Below are 15,752 nucleotides of genomic sequence, written 5' to 3'. Positions count from 1 at the left end.
GAAGAAGCCCCCGGGCGCGATGCGCTTCGGGGGCTTCCGCACTGGTGGCTGCTTACGCGCCGGGCTTCTCGCTGGCGCCGGGCTCCTGGGGATCGACCGGGCTCTGCGGCACCGCGGGCGGGGCCTGCGGTGCGGCGGGTTCGTCGGGGTGCACCGGGCTCTGCGGCACCGCGGGTGATGCCGGAGCGGGCGCTGCCGGCTCGGCCGGCGACGCGGGAGCCGCAGGAGCTGCCGGAGGCGTCGCAGGCCGCTCGGGTGTGACCGGGCTCGCCGGCACCGCGGGCGACTGCGGTTCGGCTGCCTGCGACTGCACGGTGTTCGGCGCTGCCTGGGGGGCTGCCGCATCGGAATCGCCGCTGGAGCTCACTTCCTTGCGCAGAATCTTCATCGACTGGCCCAGACTCTTCGCCAAAGCCGGCAGCTTCGGCGCACCGAACAGCAGCAACACGATGAACAGGATGACGATCAGCGTCGGTCCCGAGAGATTTCCGAACATTGGGTGGTGTCTCCGTTCGTTACCGCGAAAGAATCAGGACGCGTCGGGCTTCTGCGGCGCGGGCTGCGGCGCCTCAGTGGTTGCAGCGGGCGTCGTCGCGGCGGGCGTCGTCGCATCCGAGTCGCCGCTGACCTCCTTGCGGAGGATCTTCATCGACTGGCCCAGGCTCTTGGCGAGCGCGGGGAGCTTCGGCGCACCGAACATGAGAAGAATGACGAAGAGGATGGCGATGAGGTGCCAGCCAGTGAGGTTACCGAGCATGACTGCTTCTTTCGAATCGTAGGTGTCTGGATTATCGCACGTCGTGCTGGATGGCGACACCGGTGCCCTGCTGGCGCCTCACGATCAACCCCAGTACCAATGCGACGATGCCGCCGACCGCAGCTCCGAGCGCGGCACCGATGAGCGCCATGAAGCCGACGACCTGGCCCAGGGTGTACTCGGCGCCCTCTTCGATCGGGAAGAAGAAGCATGCGATCATCGCGACGACCGCGCCAATCACGAGACCCGCGATCAGGAGCCGCGTCACGCGCACCGATCGCTGCAGCGTGACCTCTTGCTGCACCTCGTGCACGACCGGCTCGTGCACGGTGGGGTCGGCAGGTGCGGCCGCTGCAGCGGACTCGACGTCTAAGGGTGGAGCGGGTGTCGCAGCAGGGGCGGCGGGTTCGTCGGGCTGCTGTGCGGCAGGCACCGACGACGGATCGGACTGACTCATGCCTCCATTGTCTCAGCCTCGGCTGGGTGCGAGCGCACGAGCGGCAGCAGCCCGTGCAGCGCGGCGCGCGATCCCGATGCGATGACGAGCGCTTCGGCGATCGCGGTCTCCCAGTCGAGGTCGCCGCAGGCGAGGCCGATCCAGGTCTGCGCATCGGTTTCGATGACGTTCGGCGGCGTACCTCGCGTATGCCGCGGGCCGGCGACGCACTGTGTCGCGCCATAGGGGGGCACTCGCACCTCTACCGAGTTTCCGGGTGCCCGCTCAGCAAGTTCTTCGAGGAGGTATCGAACCGTCGTCGCGAGGTCACTGCGTGCCGTGCCGCCCGCGCGCACCGCCGCAAGAGCTGCACGCCCGTCTTCGATCGAGATCTTCCGTTTCGCCACGTCTGCAGCTTATCCGCGCTTCGGTAGTCTGGAGCGCGTGAAGATCCTCGTCTTGGGCCCTGGCGCCCGCGAACACGCCATTGTCCTCGCCCTGCTCACCGAGAGCAGCGCACACGAGATCGTCTGCGCGCCGGGCAATGCGGGCATCGCCGCCAGCGGCGTCGAGACACCCGATCTCACCTACTCCGATCCGGCTGCGGTTGCCGAGTTCGCGCAGCAGCGCGGTTTCGACCTCGTGGTCATCGGCCCCGAGGCCCCGCTCGTTGCGGGCGTCGCCGACCCGCTGCGGGCAGCGGGTGTTCCCGTGTTCGGCCCTGATCAGGCCGCCGCGCAGCTCGAGGGTTCGAAGGCGTTCGCGAAGCGCGTCATGGATGCCGCTGAGGTGCCGACTGGCCGCGCCGCGCGGGTCACGTCGGTGGAAGAGGCCGGCTCGGTGCTCGACGAGTTCGGCGCCCCGTACGTGGTGAAGGCCGACGGGCTCGCCGCCGGCAAGGGGGTGCTCGTCACCGAGGATCGCGACGCTGCGATCGCCCACGTCGCCACCTGGGCTCCGCACGGCGAGGTGCTTGTCGAGGAGTTCTTGGATGGCCAAGAGGTCTCGCTCTTCTTCTTCGCCGACGGGCACGACGTGCTGCCGCTCAGCCCGGCGCAAGACTACAAGCGCATCTTCGATGGAGATGCCGGCCTGAACACGGGCGGCATGGGCGCCTACTCGCCGCTCCCCTGGGTGGCCGACGACTTCGTTGACGAGATCACCCGCACCGTCGCGCTGCCGACCGTGCGCCAGCTCGAATCCGAGGGCACGCCCTTTATCGGGCTGCTCTACTGTGGCCTGATCGTCACGTCGAAGGGCGTGCGAGTCATCGAGTTCAACGCGCGATTCGGCGACCCCGAGACGCAGGTCGTGCTCGCGCGGCTCGAATCACCGCTCAGCCAGTACCTGCTCGCGGCCGCGAACGGCGAACTCGCTGCGCAGCCCGAGCCCGTGTTCTCGCCCGACCCCGCCGTGATCGTGGTCGTGGCGAGCGAGGGGTACCCCGGCGACGTCGTCACGGGCCGTGAGATCACCGGCATCGCCGACGCCGAAGCGCTTGAGGGCGTGCACGTGGTGCACGCGGCAACCGCGCGTACCGAAGACGGCGGGTGGATCGCCACTGGCGGTCGCGTGCTCGGCGTGGTGGCGCGCGGGGGCGACTTCGCCGTGGCCCGCTCACGCGCCTATGCCGGTGTCGCGCAGATCGGTCTCGCCGGCGGGCAGTCGCGCACCGACATCGCCGCACGCGTCGCGGAGTAACTCGACGCCAGTCGTGGCTGCAGCTCCTGCAACTACCACGTCGAACGCCTCTTATCTCGCCGAACGCCGCTCTTCTGCGCGCGCAGATGAGCAGCGTTCGGCGACTTCAGGGGATCTCGAACGTGACCTCCGAGGTGGGTGCCCTGCGCGAGCGACCGCCCCGATCGTGAACGACCGCACGTATTCGCGATCTCAGCGGTCACTCACGATGTGAAGGGTCACTCAGGGTGTGTGGCGATTGGTGAGGGGTAACCCCGCGACTAGTCGCCGCGGATCAGCGCGTCAAAGTCGGGGTCGCCCGTCGAGTCGTCATCGTGCTCGTCATCGTTTTCGGCCGCGTCGTTCGCAGGCGCGTCAACAGCCTCACTCGTGTCAACATCCTTGATGGTGCCAGCGGCCTCGGCTTCTTCCGCTTCGCCCGCGGCGAGCGCCGCATCAAGCTCTGAACGATCGATACGAATCGTCTGGTCGAGATGCACCTCTGCGGTATCCGACGCATCAGACTCGTCGAGCGCGACGTCACCATCCACCGACACCGAATCAGCAACCGCGTCGGCGTCGGCGTCATCTGCCTCACCCTCGTCATCGCTCACGAGTGCGATCGGGCCGGTCTCGAGCTCGGGGTGATCCCCCACCTGTGGTTCGGCCTCGACCTCGATCTCGGCGACCGGCGACGCATCGCTTGCGGCATCGATCTCGCCGTCAATCTCGGGTTCGAGGAGCTCCAGTGCCGCACCGTGCTCACCGGCCTCGCCGTCACCCTCCGCCTCGAGCGCAGCACCAGCACCGCTCCCGGCAACCGCCGCCGCGAAACTCAGCGTCTCTCGCTCGCCGAACGCTCCGGCAGCCTGCGCCGCTTCCAGCGCCACCGTGAGGTCACGCAACAGCACCTGCCAGCCCTCTTGCGAGGCGGCCGCCCGCTCGGCCGGAGCCGGCAGCGCGTCGAAGCCGGTCTCGGTCACGGTGATGCCGGTGTCGAGGCCCTGTGTGCGCAGCGTCACTAGCACGGCGGTGTCGCGCTCGTCGCCGGCTTCGCGCCAGGTGAACCCCACCGCGTGCCCCTCGACCCAGACATCGACCGTGCCCGACGCATCGCGGCTCACCGCGTCGTCGCCTTCGCCCTCGGACCACCGCTCGGCGACTTCACCGCCGACTCGGGCGTCGAGTCGCAGCTCGGGCCACCACTCGGCACGCCGCTCGGGTTCGACGAGATACGACCAGGCTGCAGCTCGGGCGACGCCCACTCGACTTCGCGCCACTACCGGACCCAGCGGGATCATAGCTCTCCTCCGAACTCACGCACCGACCGCCTCGATCGGGCTTCCGTTGCAGCGCGCAGACGCGCGGCATCGGCCTCTTGAGACGAGCGTAACCGGCTCCCCTGACATCCGGGTTCCCAACACGTGGAATTTCGGAGCTTTTCAGGCACGTTGCCCCGCAAGAAGGCCGGCGGCTATGAGCGGCACGGCGATCCCGCACGAAATGCGAGAATAATCTGGTGACCCATCTCCCCGCACCCACGCAGCTCGACGGTTGGACCCACATCTACTCGGGCAAGGTTCGCGACCTGTACACCCCCGCCGACGGCTCGGACGCGACGCTGCTCGTCGTCGCGAGCAACCGGGTGAGCGCGTTCGACCACGTGCTCGAGCCGCCGATCCCGGGCAAGGGGGCGCTGCTGACGGCGCTGTCGAACTGGTGGTTCGAGCGCATCGACCTGCCCAACCATCTCGTCGCCGACGCGAGCACCGCCCCCGAGGTTGCCGCGGAGGTGCGCGACCGGGCGATGCTGACGCGCAAGCTCGAGATGTATCCGATCGAGTGCGTGGTGCGCGGGGCGCTCACCGGCTCGGGATTCGCCGAGTACCAGCGCACGGGTGCCGTGTGCGGCATCGAGCTGCCCGCCGGCCTCAGCGACGGCGACCTGCTCGACGAGCCGATTTACACTCCGGCGTACAAGGCCCCGCTCGGCGAGCATGACGAGAACATCACGTTCGAGCGCAGTGTCGAGCTCGTGGGCCTCGAGATCGCAACCGCCCTGCGCGACGCGTCGCTGCAGATCTTCACCGCCGCGCGTGAGCTCGCCGCCGCCCGCGGCGTGGTGCTCGCCGATACCAAGTTCGAATTCGGCCGCGACCGCGAGACGGGCGAGCTCGTGCTCGCCGACGAGGTGCTCACGAGCGACTCCTCGCGATACTGGGACGCTGCGGTGTACCACGACGAGTCATTGGCCGCACAGGATCGCCTCGCCTCCTTCGACAAGCAGATCGTGCGCAACTGGCTGTCTGCGAACTGGGACAAGACCGGTGAGCCCCCCGTGCTGCCCGAGGAGATCGTCACGCAGACGTACGAGCGCTACCGCGAGCTGTACGTGCGACTCACCGGCGGCGAGCCGCCGTACGCCCCCGTCGCGGTCTGACGGCTGCCGCCTGGCGGCGTGCCGGGCCCCGCACGATCCGTGCGAGAATATTCAGAGCTTCACCACGAGAAATTGGAGACCGGGTGCCCACGATTGTCGTTGATGTCATGCCCAAGGCCGAGCTGCTCGACCCGCAGGGTAAGGCCACCACGGGGGCGCTCGCCCGTCTCGGCCACGAGAAGTTCGAGAACGTGCGCATCGGCAAGCGCTTCGAGTTCCAGGTCGCCGAGGCCACCGCTGAGGTGCTCGACGAGGTGCGTCAGGTCGCCGCCGACATCCTGTCGAACGATGTGATCGAAGACGTCGTCGCAATCAGCGTCGACGGCGCACCCGTCGACGTGCTCGTCGGCGAGGCTCGCTGATGCCGAAGATCGGGGTCGTCACCTTCCCCGGGTCGCTCGACGACCGCGACGCGCAGCGCGCGATTCGCATCGCCGGGGCCGAGCCCGTGGCGCTGTGGCACGCGGATCACGATCTGCAGGGCGTCGACGCGATCGTGCTGCCCGGCGGCTTCAGCTACGGCGACTACCTGCGCCCCGGCGCGATCGCTGCGGTCTCGCCGATCATGACCGAGGTCGTGGCCTCAGCGAACCAAGGGCTGCCCGTGCTCGGCATCTGCAACGGCTTCCAGGTGCTCGTCGAGTCGCACCTGCTGCCCGGCGGGCTCATTCGCAACGCGCACCAGCAGTTCATTCGCCGCGATCAGAAGCTGATCGTCGAGAACGCCGACACCGCGTGGACGCACCGCTTCGAGCCCGGCGAAGAGATTGTCATCCCGTTGAAGAACGGCGACGGCGGCTACATCGCCAACGACGAGACGCTCAAGTACCTCGAGGGCGAAGGGCTCGTCGCGTTCCGCTACGCGGGGGTCAACCCGAACGGTTCGCTCAACGACATCGCCGGCCTCACCAACGAGCGCGGCAACGTGGTCGGCCTGATGCCGCACCCCGAGCACGCGGTCGAGGCCGGGTTCGGCCCGGATACGCCCGAGGCCATGCGCTCGGGCATCGACGGCCTGCGCTTCTTCGAGAGCGCCGTCGAAGCCCTGGTAGCGCGCGCCGCGTAACCGGCACTGCTGCACAGCGGAGTGGCGGGCGACCTTCGGGTCGCCCGCCACTCGTGAGTTCGGGGTGCGGCATTGACTGGGTCAGGCAAAGCGCTGCCGTGCCGGCCGCGCGGACCCGCATGAATGTGAGGGTTATCGACGAGTGTGAGGGTTATCGACGAGTGTGAGGGTTATCGACGAGTGTGAGGGTTATTTCGGCTCACAGTCGCGGTTTACCCTCACACTCGCGGGGAACCCTCGTTCTCACTGCGCCGCGGGCGCGGGCTCCAGGTCGAGGCCGTACGCAAAGATGCGGCGCGACCCCGTGGGGGTCGGAATAGCGAACTCGCGGTCGGGGATGCGCGTGTATCCGAGACGCTCATACAGGCGCTGCGCCGCGCGCATCTGCTCGCCGGTGTGCAGCACGATTCGACCGAGACCTCGCGACCGCGCGATGCCGGCCGAATGCTGCATGATCGCTTCGCCGACGCCGCGACCCCGCGCCGCGTGCGCGACGCCAAGTAGGCGGACGTCGAATTCGCCATCGACGGTGTCGTCCATGAGTGCACGACCGGCGAGCGGAATGGTGATCGTGCCGAGCACGTCACCGGTCGCGCGGTCGGCGGCGACGAGCACCTCGGAGTCGACGTCGCGCGCCGCGACGTCTTCGATCTCGGCGAGGTACTCCGGGCTCAGCGTGTAATCCCCCTCATACGCCGCCCGCACCAGCGCACCCACGGCGGGGTACTCCTCGGGGCGCACGCGACGGATATCGATCGTTTCATGCACCCCGGAAGCCTACTCCTGCCCGGCGCGTGCCCGACAGGCGAGCACTCAACCTGCCGTAACAGCCGCAGCGGCGCGGGCCGCGTCGGGGAGCGCCTCCACAATGCGGGCGAGCGCGGCGTCGTCGTGCGCGGCCGTCACGAACCACGCCTCGAAAGCGCTCGGCGGCAGGTTGACCCCGCGGTCGAGCATCGCGTGGAAGAAAGCGCGGTGCGCCGCGACGTTCTGCTGCTGCACCTCCGCGTACCCGCGCGGCGCCTCGGGGAAATCGCCGAACAGCACACTGAAGAGGGTGCCCGCGCGCTGCACGCGGTGTGCGACTCCGGCATCGGTCAGCGCGGCCGAGACTGCACCCGTGAGCACGTCGGCCGCGTGGCCGAGACGCTCATACGCGGCGGCATCGGCGTGACGCAGCGTGGTGAGCCCCGCCGCAACAGCGAGCGGATTGCCCGACAGCGTGCCGGCCTGGTAGACGGGGCCGAGGGGTGCGAGCAGGTCCATGAGTTCGGCGCGGCCACCCAGTGCCGCGAGCGGCACTCCGCCGCCGACGACCTTGCCGAACGTCAGCAGGTCAGGTGCGACGCCCGCTGAGACGCGCGACTGCTCAATGCCCCAGAACCCTGACGGGCCCGCACGGAACCCGGTGAGCACCTCGTCGAGAATGACGAGCGCTCCGTGACGGTGCGCAATCTCGATGAGCGACTCGGTGAAACCGGGCAGCGGGGGCAGCACGCCCATGTTCGCGGCCGCGGCCTCGGCGATCACCGCGGCGATGCGGTCGCCGTGCTCGGCAAACGCGGCCTCGAGCGCGGCGACGTCGTTGTAGGGCAGCACGAGCGTCTGCCCGGCGGTCTCGGCGGTCACGCCGGCTGACCCCGGCATCGCGAGCGTGGCGAGCCCGGAGCCGGCTTCCGCGAGCAACCCGTCAGAGTGGCCGTGGTAATGGCCGGCGAACTTGATGATCAGCGGGCGCTGAGTGGCGCCGCGGGCGATGCGAATCGCCGTCATCGTTGCCTCGGTGCCGGTCGAGACAAGACGCAGGCGCTCGATGAGCGGCACGCGCGCGATGATCTCTTCGGCGAGCTCGGCCTCCTGCGGCACTGAGGCGCCGAAGCCGAGGCCGCGCGCCGCAGCCTCTTGCACCGCTTCCACGACCGCTGGGTGCGCGTGACCGAGCAGCGCGGGCCCCCAAGATGCGACGAGGTCGACGTACTCGTTGCCGTCGACGTCGGTGACGAGCGGGCCTCGACCCGATACGAGGAAGCGGGGGGTGCCGCCGACGGAGCCGTAGGCGCGCACCGGCGAGTTCACGCCGCCGGGAATCACGCGTGAGGCGCGTTCAGAGAGGGCCGCACTGCCGGCGGCCTCGGGGTGGGGAATCAGCGGTGCGGTCATCGGTTCCATCCTGCGATCTCGGTGGCGAAGTAGGTGAGTACGGCGTCGGCGCCCGCGCGCTTGATGCTGACTACCGACTCTTCGATGGCACGCTCGCGGTCGATCCACCCGTTGCCGGCGGCCGCCTCGATCATCGCAGCCTCCCCCGACACCTGGTAGGCCCAGACCGGCACGGGGCTGACGGAGGCGACGTCGGCGAGCACGTCGAGGTAGCTCATGGCCGGCTTCACCATCACGATGTCGGCGCCCTCGGCGAGGTCGAGTTCGGCCTCGCGCAGCCCCTCGCGGCGGTTCGCCGGATCTTGCTGGTACGTGCGGCGATCGCCGACGAGCTGCGAGTCGACGGCCTCGCGGAACGGCCCGTAGAACGCGGACGCGTACTTCGCGGAGTAGGCGAGGATCGCGGTGTCTTGGAATCCCTCCGCGTCGAGGGCCTCGCGCACGGAGGCGACCTGGCCATCCATCATTCCCGAGAGCCCCAGCAACGCGGAGCCCGCGGAGGCCTGCGCCAACGCCATGGCCCGATACCGCTCAAGCGTCGCGTCGTTGTCGACCACGAGGTCGTCGCTGCGGTCGGCGTTCACGCGGAGTACGCCGCAGTGACCGTGATCGGTGAACTCGTCGAGGCACAGGTCGGTCTGCACGACGAGCGCGTCGCCGACTTCGTCGGCCAGCGCACGCGTCGCGACGTTGAGGATGCCCTGCGGGTCGTCTGCGGCACTGCCAACGGCGTCACGTACCTCGGGTACGCCGAACAGCATCACGCCGCCGATGCCGAGTTCCGCGGCTTCGGTCGCGGCGCGTCGCAGCGAGTCGACGGTGTGCTGGTACACGCCTGGCATCGATGTGATGGCCTGCGGTTCCGAGATGCCCTCGCGCACGAAGAGCGGCAGCACGAGCTCCGCGGGGTGGATGCGGGTTTCGGCGGTCAGCCGGCGCATCGCGGCGCTGGTGCGCAGTCGGCGCGGGCGAACGGTGGGGATCATGCGGGGGAACCTCCGAGGTGGGGCAGGGGGAATTCGCGGGCGTGAGCGACGCGGGCGAGCAGGTTCGATACGGTGTGCGGGTCGGCGACGACGTCTGCGGCGAGCCCGTGCTCAGCGAGGGCGCGTGCGGTTGGCCCTCCAATAGCGGCGATGAGCGGCCGCGGCGCCGTCGCGGAGGGGCCGACGGGATCGGCGAGTTCGGGCACCCGTCGCGCCAGCTCGCGCGCCGCGGCTCCGCTGAGCACCAGCACGACGTCGATTTCGCCGTCGGTGATGAGCTGCGGGATCACCTCGCCAGCAGCGGCGGCAACACTGCGGTACGCCGTCACTCGCGTCACCGAGTGCCCGGCCGCTTCGAGCGCCGACTCGACGGTGCGATCGGCGATCTCTGAGACCGGCAGCAGTACACGTGCGCCAGCGGGTGCCGCAGAGCTGGTGTGCGACTCGGCGGCGATGCGATCGATGACGGCGGCCGCAATGCCGGCTCCGGAGTAGTCGGTCGCCGGGACGAGGGCAGGATCGAGGCCGTGCGCCGCGAGCGCCTCCGCCGTCACGGGGCCGACGGCCGCGATCTGGCCGGCGTTGCTCGACCTCGACGCACCGACCGCCGCGAATGCGTCAGCGGCGTTCGCGCTCGTCACGATCAACCAGTCGTATTCGCCGCGGTTCCAGAGCGTCGCCGCGTTGATCAGCGCCTCGGGGGCAGACGGCGGCGCAATCTCGGTCAGGGGCGCCGCGATCGCCACACCACCGAGCTCCGCGACCTCATTCGCGTCGCGCTCCCCCGCGGCACCGCCGCGAGTCACGAGCACGCGCACGCCCGCGAGCGACCCGTGGTACGCGGGTGCGACCGGCGTGGTCGCGCGGGGGTCAGTGCTACCGGACGCGATCACGTCGGGCTCAGTCGGGTCGGGCTCAGCCGCGTCGCGCTCAATCATGCCAGGCTCCCGAGCGGGGCGAGCCGAGCGGCGCCGCCGGCGAGCAACTCGCCCGCGACCAGGCGCCCGAGCTCCGTCGCGGCGTCGGGGTCGACAACGCTCCACGGCAGTTCCGCCTCCGCCGCGAGCTGCTCGGTGCCATCGACGCGGTAGACGACGGCGCGCAATCGAAGGGTCTCGCCCTCGAGCTCTGCGCACGCGCCGATCGGGGCCGCGCACCCGGCTTCCAGCGTGGCGAGCAGTGCGCGCTCGGCGATGGCCGTGGCCCGCGACTCGGCATGGTCAAGCGCCGCAAGCGCGGCGGTGTAGGGCTCGACGCGCACGTCACCTTCGCGCACTTCGATGGCGAGCGCACCCTGGCCCGGAGCCGCCGGCGCGTCGGTGAGCGGAAAACGCTCGGTGATCGCTTCGGCACGGCCGATGCGATCGAGACCTGCTGCGGCGAGCACGACGGCGTCCAGGTCGACGCCGACCCGGCCGAGGCGGGTGTCGACGTTGCCGCGCAGGTCTTGCACCTCGAGGTCGGGCCGCCGCGATCGAATCTGCGCGGCGCGGCGCGGCGATCCGGTGCCGACACGGGCCCCGGCCGGCAACTCGGCCAGGGTGAGCCCATCGCGCGCGCAGAACGCGTCGCGCGCGTCGGCGCGCACGGGAACGGCGCCCAGGGCGATCCCGGGGCACGCCCCCGTGGGCAGATCTTTGAGCGAGTGCACCGCGAGGTCGCATTCCCCGCCGAGCAGCGCGTCGCGGAGCGCGCTGACAAAAACGCCGGTGCCGCCGAGCTGCGACAGCGGCGCGCGACTCACGTCGCCGTGGGTCGTGATGATGACGAGCGCAACGTCGAGGCCGGTCGCCTCCGCGATCTGCTCGGCGACCGTCGTGGTCTGAGACACGGCCAACGCGCTGCCCCGCGTGCCCACGCGCAGCAGCCCCTGGGCGGCGGCGAGCGGCTCGTCCGAGCGGAAGACTCGGCCGGAGCTGGCGGGAAGGATGGCGTTCATGTCGATGGACCTTTCGGGGTGTTGCGGGTGGAGCTGATGATACGGATGCGGCGGGAGTCGAACGAATGAGGCAATCCCGGGGCTGCGGCGAGCGCCTCGGCAGCTGCCACACGGGCGCCCTGCACGATCGCGGCGAGACCGGTGCCGCTCACCCAGTCGCCGGCGAGGGTGACTCCTGCGGGCGCGTCGAGGGGGCGGGAATCGCGAGACCCGGGCGGGCGACCCATGCGCCAGGTGCACCGGGCCAGGTCGACGATCGCGTCAGCACGCAGATCGATGCCGAAAATGCGTGACGCGTCGTAGCGCGCGATGCTGCGTACCTCGGTGTCATCGAGCCCGACGGTCTCGGGCGCCGAACCCGCTCGGCCGTACGACAGTCTGATGAGATGACGACCCGGGCCGGCCTCGCGGGCGCGCTCCGGCCACTTCGCGGTGACGTGGGTGAGGGCCTTGGCGAGGATCGGCGCCGCACCGGTCTGGGTGGGTACGCGTCGCGATCCCGCGCCGCCGGCACCGCCCGACCCCACCGCGTCGCGCGACACGAGTGCGCCGGTGCCGCGCGGCGCGGCGTCCAAGCGCGCGTCGTCGATCGCGAGGGCGACGACCTCGACGCGGTCGGTCGGGGTGCCCGTGGCGTCATCACCGAGGAGCCGTCGCGCCACACCCTCTGGCACCGCAAGGATGACGCCGTCGACCGGCGCGATCATCTCGCCCTCGGCGTCGAAGATCTGCCATGCGCTGCCAGTGCCCGCTTCGGCGGTGTTTGCGGGGGCGGGAGCGATCCGGCGCACTTTCTCGCCCGTGAGCACCGTGACCCCGAGCCGATCGAGTTCGCGAGCGAGACCCGCGATGAGCGACGTCATGCCGCCGCGCAGCCCGGCGACCGCGCCGCCGGCCGCGGCCTGGCTGTCGCGCAGCTGCCTCGCGGCCGCGATGAGCGAGCCGCGCTCGGCGAGCGCCGCGGCCAGACCGGGGACCGAGGCGACGCCGAGGCGCGCCGGGTCGGCGGAGTGCACGCCCAGTGATACCGGACGCACGAGACGATCGAGCACGCGGGAGCCCAGGCGGCTGCGCACCAGCGCGGCGAGCGAGTCAGCGTCGCGCCCCACTGAGCGCGGCAGCGCGGGCTCGATCGCAGCGCGCACGGCGCCGGAGATGCCGAGGGCGCGAACGGTCGCAGCCGAAAGCGGAGTTGCCGGAATGCCCAGTGTGCCCGCCGCGGGCAGCGGCAGGGCGCGCGGGCCGTCGATCACCCATGAGCCGAGGCCCGACGGGCGCACGATCTCATCGCCCATCCCGATCTCGTGAATCAGGTCGGCGACCGTGCCGCCGCGGGTCGCAAAAGACTCCGCGCCGATATCGATGGTGACGCCACTGAGCTCTGCGCCGCGAATGCGCCCGCCCAGGTGCGCGGCACCCTCGATGACGTCTACGCGGGCGCCGGCGAGCGCGAGTTCGCGTGCCGCCGTCAGCCCCGAGACCCCGCCGCCGACGACCGCGAAGCGCGGCCGCGGGCGATCAGTAGGCATGGGCGAGCGAGACGATGCGGGTGAGCACCTCGGGGTCGGTCTCGGGCGGTACGCCGTGGCCGAGATTGAGCACGTGCGCGGGCGCCTGCCGTCCGCGCTGCAGCACGTCGCGCAGGTGCGCTTCGAGCACCTTGGGCGACGCGCCCAGGTAGGCCGGGTCGAGGTTGCCCTGTAGCGGGATCGCGTCATCGAACCGGCGGCTCGCGTCATCGAGCGGGGTGCGCCAATCGACGCCGAGCGTGTCGATCCCCACGTCGACGAGTGCCTCGAGCAGGTGACCCGACCCGACGGCGAAATGGATGACCGGCACTGAGCGGGTCTCTGACGAGTACCCCTCGCCGACCGTGTAGCTGAGGTTGCGCACGCGCTCGAGCGTGCGTCGCGACGCGGGCGCCACGTGGGCACGATAGTCGGCGACGGAGAGGGATCCGGCCCACGAATCGAAGAGCTGCACGGCACTCGCGCCTGCTTCAACCTGTGCTTCCAGGAAGACGCCGCAGAGGTCCGCGACCCATTCGAGCAGTGCTGCCCACGTCTCGGGGTCCGAGTGCATCAGGGTGCGGGCCCGCAGGTGGTCGCGCGACGGGCCGCCCTCGACCAGGTATGCGGCGAGGGTGAACGGAGCTCCGGTGAACCCGATGAGCGGAGTCGAGCCGAGTGCTTCCGCCGTGAGTCGCACGCCCTCGCGCACGGGGTCGAGTGCGGCGTGCAGACGCTCGGGCGTGAACTCGGCGCGGACTCGCGCCACATCCTCAGCCGTGCGCACGGGGTTCGCGAACACAGGCCCTCGGCCGGCGACGAGATCGACATCGATGCCAACCAGCTTCATCGGCACCACGATGTCACTGAAGAACACCGCCGCGTCGACGCCGTGGCGCCGCACCGGCTGCAGCGTGATCTCGCTCGCGAGCTCGGGGTTCAGGCAGGCGTCGAGCATGCGGTGGTCTGCCCGGATCTCACGGTACTCGGGCAGCGAACGCCCGGCCTGACGCATGAACCAAACAGGCGTAAACTGGGGGCGGTCTCCGCGCAGAGCACGGATGAATGGCGAATCGACCGTTCGACCGTCGATCAGCGGATGCGAAGCTGGGAGGAAGTTCATCGGTCGAGATGCTAGCTTATAGATCTGATGTGACACATCTGATGTGCTCAGGTTCGGGCGAAACCCTGCTCGATTTCTCCACAAAATCCCGATCAGAAAACGTATCGAGAAACTATGCTGCTGTGCCTCTCCTTCGACCACCGAGGGTGTTCTTTCCCACTGCTCGAGCGACTGACCGCTCGCACCACGGAAATCACTGAGGCGTTGACCGAAGATGCAGGTGTTGATGGGGCCGTCGTGCTCTCCACCTGCAACCGATTCGAGGTCTACATTCAGTCGCCGCACGACATCGCCGACGCGGTGATCGCCCAGATTTCAGAAACCGCCGGCGTACCCGTTTCATCGCTCTCGATGGCCGTCGACGTCGAAACCGAGCACCGCGCCGCCGAGCACCTCTTCGCCGTCGCCTCGGGACTCAAGTCAGCCGTGGTCGGTGAAGAGGAGATCGCGGGCCAGGTGCGTCGAGCGCACAGCGACGCCGTCGAACGCGGCACCATCACGAACGACCTCGAACGTCTCTTCCAGACCGCGACCCGCACCTCGCGCACGGTCAAGCACCGCACCGAAATCCACTCGCAGGGGCGCTCGCTCGTGCGTCTCGCGCTGCGCCTCGCCGAACACCGCGTGCCGTCTTGGGAGGGCACCCGCGTGCTCCTCATCGGCACCGGCGCCTATGCGGGCGCGACCGTTGCGGCCCTCCGGTCGCGCGGCGCCGAGCACATCAGCGTCCACTCCCCCTCGGGTCGAGCCGCCGCATACGCCGCGAGCCACGACCTCACCGCGATCGACCCCGCCTCGCTACGCGACGCCCTCGACGCCGCCGACGTCATCATCGCCTGCAGCCGCACGGAAGAGCCGCTGCTCACCGCGGCCGACGTCACCCCGCGTGCGGATGTGGCTCCGCGTGGCCCACGACTGCTCATCGACCTCGGCATGCCGCGCAACATCGACCCCGGGGTCACCCAGATCGACGGCATCGAGCTGCTCGACCTCGAGACCATCGCGAAGCACGCCCCGGTCACCGAACTCGGTGCCGAGCACGAAGCCCTCGAGATCGTGCACGACGCCGCCGTCGAATTCGGCGCGTCCCAGGCCGAGCGAGACACACTGCCGGTGCTGCTCGCGCTGCGCGGTCACGTGAACGCGATCCTCGAAGAGGAGCTCTGCCGCGCGCGCCGCACCGACGGCGAACTCGCGGATGCCGATTCGGTCGCCGATGTCGAGGCCGCGCTGCGTCGCCTCACCGGTCGCCTGCTGCACGCTCCTACCACGCGCATCCGCTCGCTCGGGCGCGAGGGCCGCGCCAACGAGGCCTCGGAGGCGCTGTCAGCGCTCTTCGGGCTCGAATCCGCCGAGCGGGCTGAGGCGGGCCGCCCGAGCTGACTGCACGGGCTGGGCGACGCGTGCGGCTCCCGCGCGCTCGCGCCGTTGCCGCGCTCGTTCAGGCGCCTCCACTGAGCCGCGCGCACCCTAAAGCGCACGCACAAACCATTCAGCGGAGATTCACCAGATCGCGGACCGATTTCGAGGTTTCGGTCCGCGATCTGGTGAATCTCCGCTGATTGGGTGCTGATGAGGTTAGGACCCGACCCTCGCGCGGCGCAGAAACAGCTCTGCCCCGCGACCCTCACGGGAAGCGGGGCAGAGCAGCGATTGA

17 protein-coding genes are annotated in these 15,752 nt (G+C 70.0%); 5 read left to right on the top strand and 12 right to left on the bottom strand.

The window, feature by feature from the left end; all coding sequences use genetic code 11:
• Positions 1-52 precede the first annotated feature (52 nt).
• From ACZF5Y_RS03500 to ACZF5Y_RS03485, 4 genes are read right to left on the bottom strand one after another with little or no spacing between them, the layout of a single operon-like run.
• Entirely contained in the window at positions 53-496 is a 444-nt protein-coding gene (locus ACZF5Y_RS03500; RefSeq protein ID WP_497534442.1) for a Sec-independent protein translocase subunit TatA/TatB, read from the bottom strand.
• Between the two features lie 33 nt (positions 497-529).
• The gene (locus tag ACZF5Y_RS03495) at positions 530-757 is read right to left on the bottom strand and encodes a twin-arginine translocase TatA/TatE family subunit (protein ID WP_497534441.1); all 228 of its coding nucleotides are present in this window, start codon (positions 755-757) and stop codon (positions 530-532) included.
• A gap of 31 nt (positions 758-788) precedes the next feature.
• Positions 789-1,214: a hypothetical protein gene (locus ACZF5Y_RS03490; RefSeq protein WP_497534440.1), complete on the bottom strand. Its 426-nt coding sequence runs from the start codon at positions 1,212-1,214 to the stop codon at positions 789-791.
• Complete coding sequence (locus ACZF5Y_RS03485; RefSeq protein WP_497534439.1) at positions 1,211-1,600, bottom strand: sterol carrier family protein; 390 nt, start codon at positions 1,598-1,600, stop codon at positions 1,211-1,213. Before ACZF5Y_RS03485 ends, ACZF5Y_RS03490 begins: the two co-directional genes overlap by 4 nt.
• A gap of 37 nt (positions 1,601-1,637) precedes the next feature.
• Here ACZF5Y_RS03485 and purD point away from each other — a divergent pair, with 37 nt between their 5' ends.
• Positions 1,638-2,894 carry a phosphoribosylamine--glycine ligase gene (purD, locus tag ACZF5Y_RS03480; protein WP_497534438.1) on the top strand — a complete coding sequence of 419 codons (1,257 nt, stop codon included), beginning with the start codon at positions 1,638-1,640 and terminating at the stop codon, positions 2,892-2,894.
• Positions 2,895-3,154: 260 nt separating this feature from the next.
• Here purD and ACZF5Y_RS03475 read toward each other — a convergent pair whose 3' ends face one another.
• Positions 3,155-4,174: an SRPBCC family protein gene (locus ACZF5Y_RS03475; RefSeq protein ID WP_497534437.1), complete on the bottom strand. Its 1,020-nt coding sequence runs from the start codon at positions 4,172-4,174 to the stop codon at positions 3,155-3,157.
• 218 nt (positions 4,175-4,392) lie between these two features.
• On the opposite strand from ACZF5Y_RS03475, the gene ACZF5Y_RS03470 reads away from it, so the two are divergent.
• From ACZF5Y_RS03470 to purQ, 3 genes are all read left to right on the top strand, one after another.
• Positions 4,393-5,313, top strand: a complete 921-nt coding sequence (locus tag ACZF5Y_RS03470) for a phosphoribosylaminoimidazolesuccinocarboxamide synthase (protein WP_497534436.1) — start codon at positions 4,393-4,395, stop codon at positions 5,311-5,313.
• An 83-nt stretch (positions 5,314-5,396) separates the two neighbouring features.
• Positions 5,397-5,675: a phosphoribosylformylglycinamidine synthase subunit PurS gene (gene purS, locus ACZF5Y_RS03465; RefSeq protein ID WP_497534434.1), complete on the top strand. Its 279-nt coding sequence runs from the start codon at positions 5,397-5,399 to the stop codon at positions 5,673-5,675.
• Positions 5,672-6,379, top strand: a complete 708-nt coding sequence (gene purQ, locus ACZF5Y_RS03460) for a phosphoribosylformylglycinamidine synthase subunit PurQ (protein WP_497535290.1) — start codon at positions 5,672-5,674, stop codon at positions 6,377-6,379. The genes purS and purQ overlap by 4 nt, the downstream gene beginning before the upstream one ends.
• Positions 6,380-6,622: 243 nt before the next feature.
• On the opposite strand, the gene ACZF5Y_RS03455 is transcribed toward purQ, so the two are convergent.
• Genes ACZF5Y_RS03455 through hemE form a run of 7 tightly spaced genes read right to left on the bottom strand, consistent with a single transcriptional unit; the run spans position 6,623 to position 14,095 of the window.
• Positions 6,623-7,147 (bottom strand): GNAT family N-acetyltransferase, encoded by a 525-nt coding sequence (locus ACZF5Y_RS03455; RefSeq protein ID WP_497534433.1) that lies wholly within the window; start codon positions 7,145-7,147, stop codon positions 6,623-6,625.
• 45 nt (positions 7,148-7,192) lie between these two features.
• A complete protein-coding gene (gene hemL, locus ACZF5Y_RS03450) occupies positions 7,193-8,539 on the bottom strand; it encodes a glutamate-1-semialdehyde 2,1-aminomutase (RefSeq protein ID WP_497534431.1) in 1,347 nt (448 codons plus the stop codon).
• Positions 8,536-9,525, bottom strand: a complete 990-nt coding sequence (gene hemB / locus ACZF5Y_RS03445) for a porphobilinogen synthase (protein WP_497534430.1) — start codon at positions 9,523-9,525, stop codon at positions 8,536-8,538. The genes hemL and hemB overlap by 4 nt, the downstream gene beginning before the upstream one ends.
• Positions 9,522-10,463 (bottom strand): uroporphyrinogen-III synthase, encoded by a 942-nt coding sequence (locus ACZF5Y_RS03440; protein WP_497534429.1) that lies wholly within the window; start codon positions 10,461-10,463, stop codon positions 9,522-9,524. Before ACZF5Y_RS03440 ends, hemB begins: the two co-directional genes overlap by 4 nt.
• Positions 10,460-11,464, bottom strand: coding sequence for a hydroxymethylbilane synthase (gene hemC, locus ACZF5Y_RS03435; protein WP_497534428.1), 1,005 nt, complete (start codon positions 11,462-11,464; stop codon positions 10,460-10,462). The genes ACZF5Y_RS03440 and hemC overlap by 4 nt, the downstream gene beginning before the upstream one ends.
• Complete coding sequence (locus tag ACZF5Y_RS03430) at positions 11,461-12,993, bottom strand: protoporphyrinogen/coproporphyrinogen oxidase (RefSeq protein WP_497534427.1); 1,533 nt, start codon at positions 12,991-12,993, stop codon at positions 11,461-11,463. The genes hemC and ACZF5Y_RS03430 overlap by 4 nt, the downstream gene beginning before the upstream one ends.
• Positions 12,983-14,095, bottom strand: coding sequence for a uroporphyrinogen decarboxylase (gene hemE, locus ACZF5Y_RS03425; RefSeq protein ID WP_497534426.1), 1,113 nt, complete (start codon positions 14,093-14,095; stop codon positions 12,983-12,985). Before hemE ends, ACZF5Y_RS03430 begins: the two co-directional genes overlap by 11 nt.
• Positions 14,096-14,209: 114 nt before the next feature.
• On the opposite strand from hemE, the gene ACZF5Y_RS03420 reads away from it, so the two are divergent.
• Positions 14,210-15,478, top strand: coding sequence for a glutamyl-tRNA reductase (locus ACZF5Y_RS03420; RefSeq protein ID WP_497534425.1), 1,269 nt, complete (start codon positions 14,210-14,212; stop codon positions 15,476-15,478).
• Positions 15,479-15,752: the final 274 nt, after the last annotated feature.

The organism is Leucobacter sp. WKLB1 (assembly GCF_059696215.1).
Note: the sequence above shows the minus strand (reverse complement) of the source record. Positions and strands in the feature narration are given on the sequence as shown.

Excerpts from the sequence above, each read along its gene's own strand:
- ACZF5Y_RS03420 (WP_497534425.1), top strand. The coding sequence starts at position 14,210 with ATGCTGCTGTGCCTCTCCTTCGACCACCGAGGGTGTTCTTTCCCACTG.
- ACZF5Y_RS03495 (WP_497534441.1), bottom strand. The coding sequence starts at position 757 with ATGCTCGGTAACCTCACTGGCTGGCACCTCATCGCCATCCTCTTCGTC.
- ACZF5Y_RS03500 (WP_497534442.1), bottom strand. The coding sequence starts at position 496 with ATGTTCGGAAATCTCTCGGGACCGACGCTGATCGTCATCCTGTTCATC.
- hemB (WP_497534430.1), bottom strand. The coding sequence starts at position 9,525 with ATGATCCCCACCGTTCGCCCGCGCCGACTGCGCACCAGCGCCGCGATG.
- hemC (WP_497534428.1), bottom strand. The coding sequence starts at position 11,464 with ATGAACGCCATCCTTCCCGCCAGCTCCGGCCGAGTCTTCCGCTCGGAC.
- ACZF5Y_RS03430 (WP_497534427.1), bottom strand. The coding sequence starts at position 12,993 with ATGCCTACTGATCGCCCGCGGCCGCGCTTCGCGGTCGTCGGCGGCGGG.
- hemE (WP_497534426.1), bottom strand. The coding sequence starts at position 14,095 with ATGAACTTCCTCCCAGCTTCGCATCCGCTGATCGACGGTCGAACGGTC.
- ACZF5Y_RS03475 (WP_497534437.1), bottom strand. The coding sequence starts at position 4,174 with ATGATCCCGCTGGGTCCGGTAGTGGCGCGAAGTCGAGTGGGCGTCGCC.
- ACZF5Y_RS03490 (WP_497534440.1), bottom strand. The coding sequence starts at position 1,214 with ATGAGTCAGTCCGATCCGTCGTCGGTGCCTGCCGCACAGCAGCCCGAC.
- hemL (WP_497534431.1), bottom strand. The coding sequence starts at position 8,539 with ATGACCGCACCGCTGATTCCCCACCCCGAGGCCGCCGGCAGTGCGGCC.
- ACZF5Y_RS03440 (WP_497534429.1), bottom strand. The coding sequence starts at position 10,463 with ATGATTGAGCGCGACGCGGCTGAGCCCGACCCGACTGAGCCCGACGTG.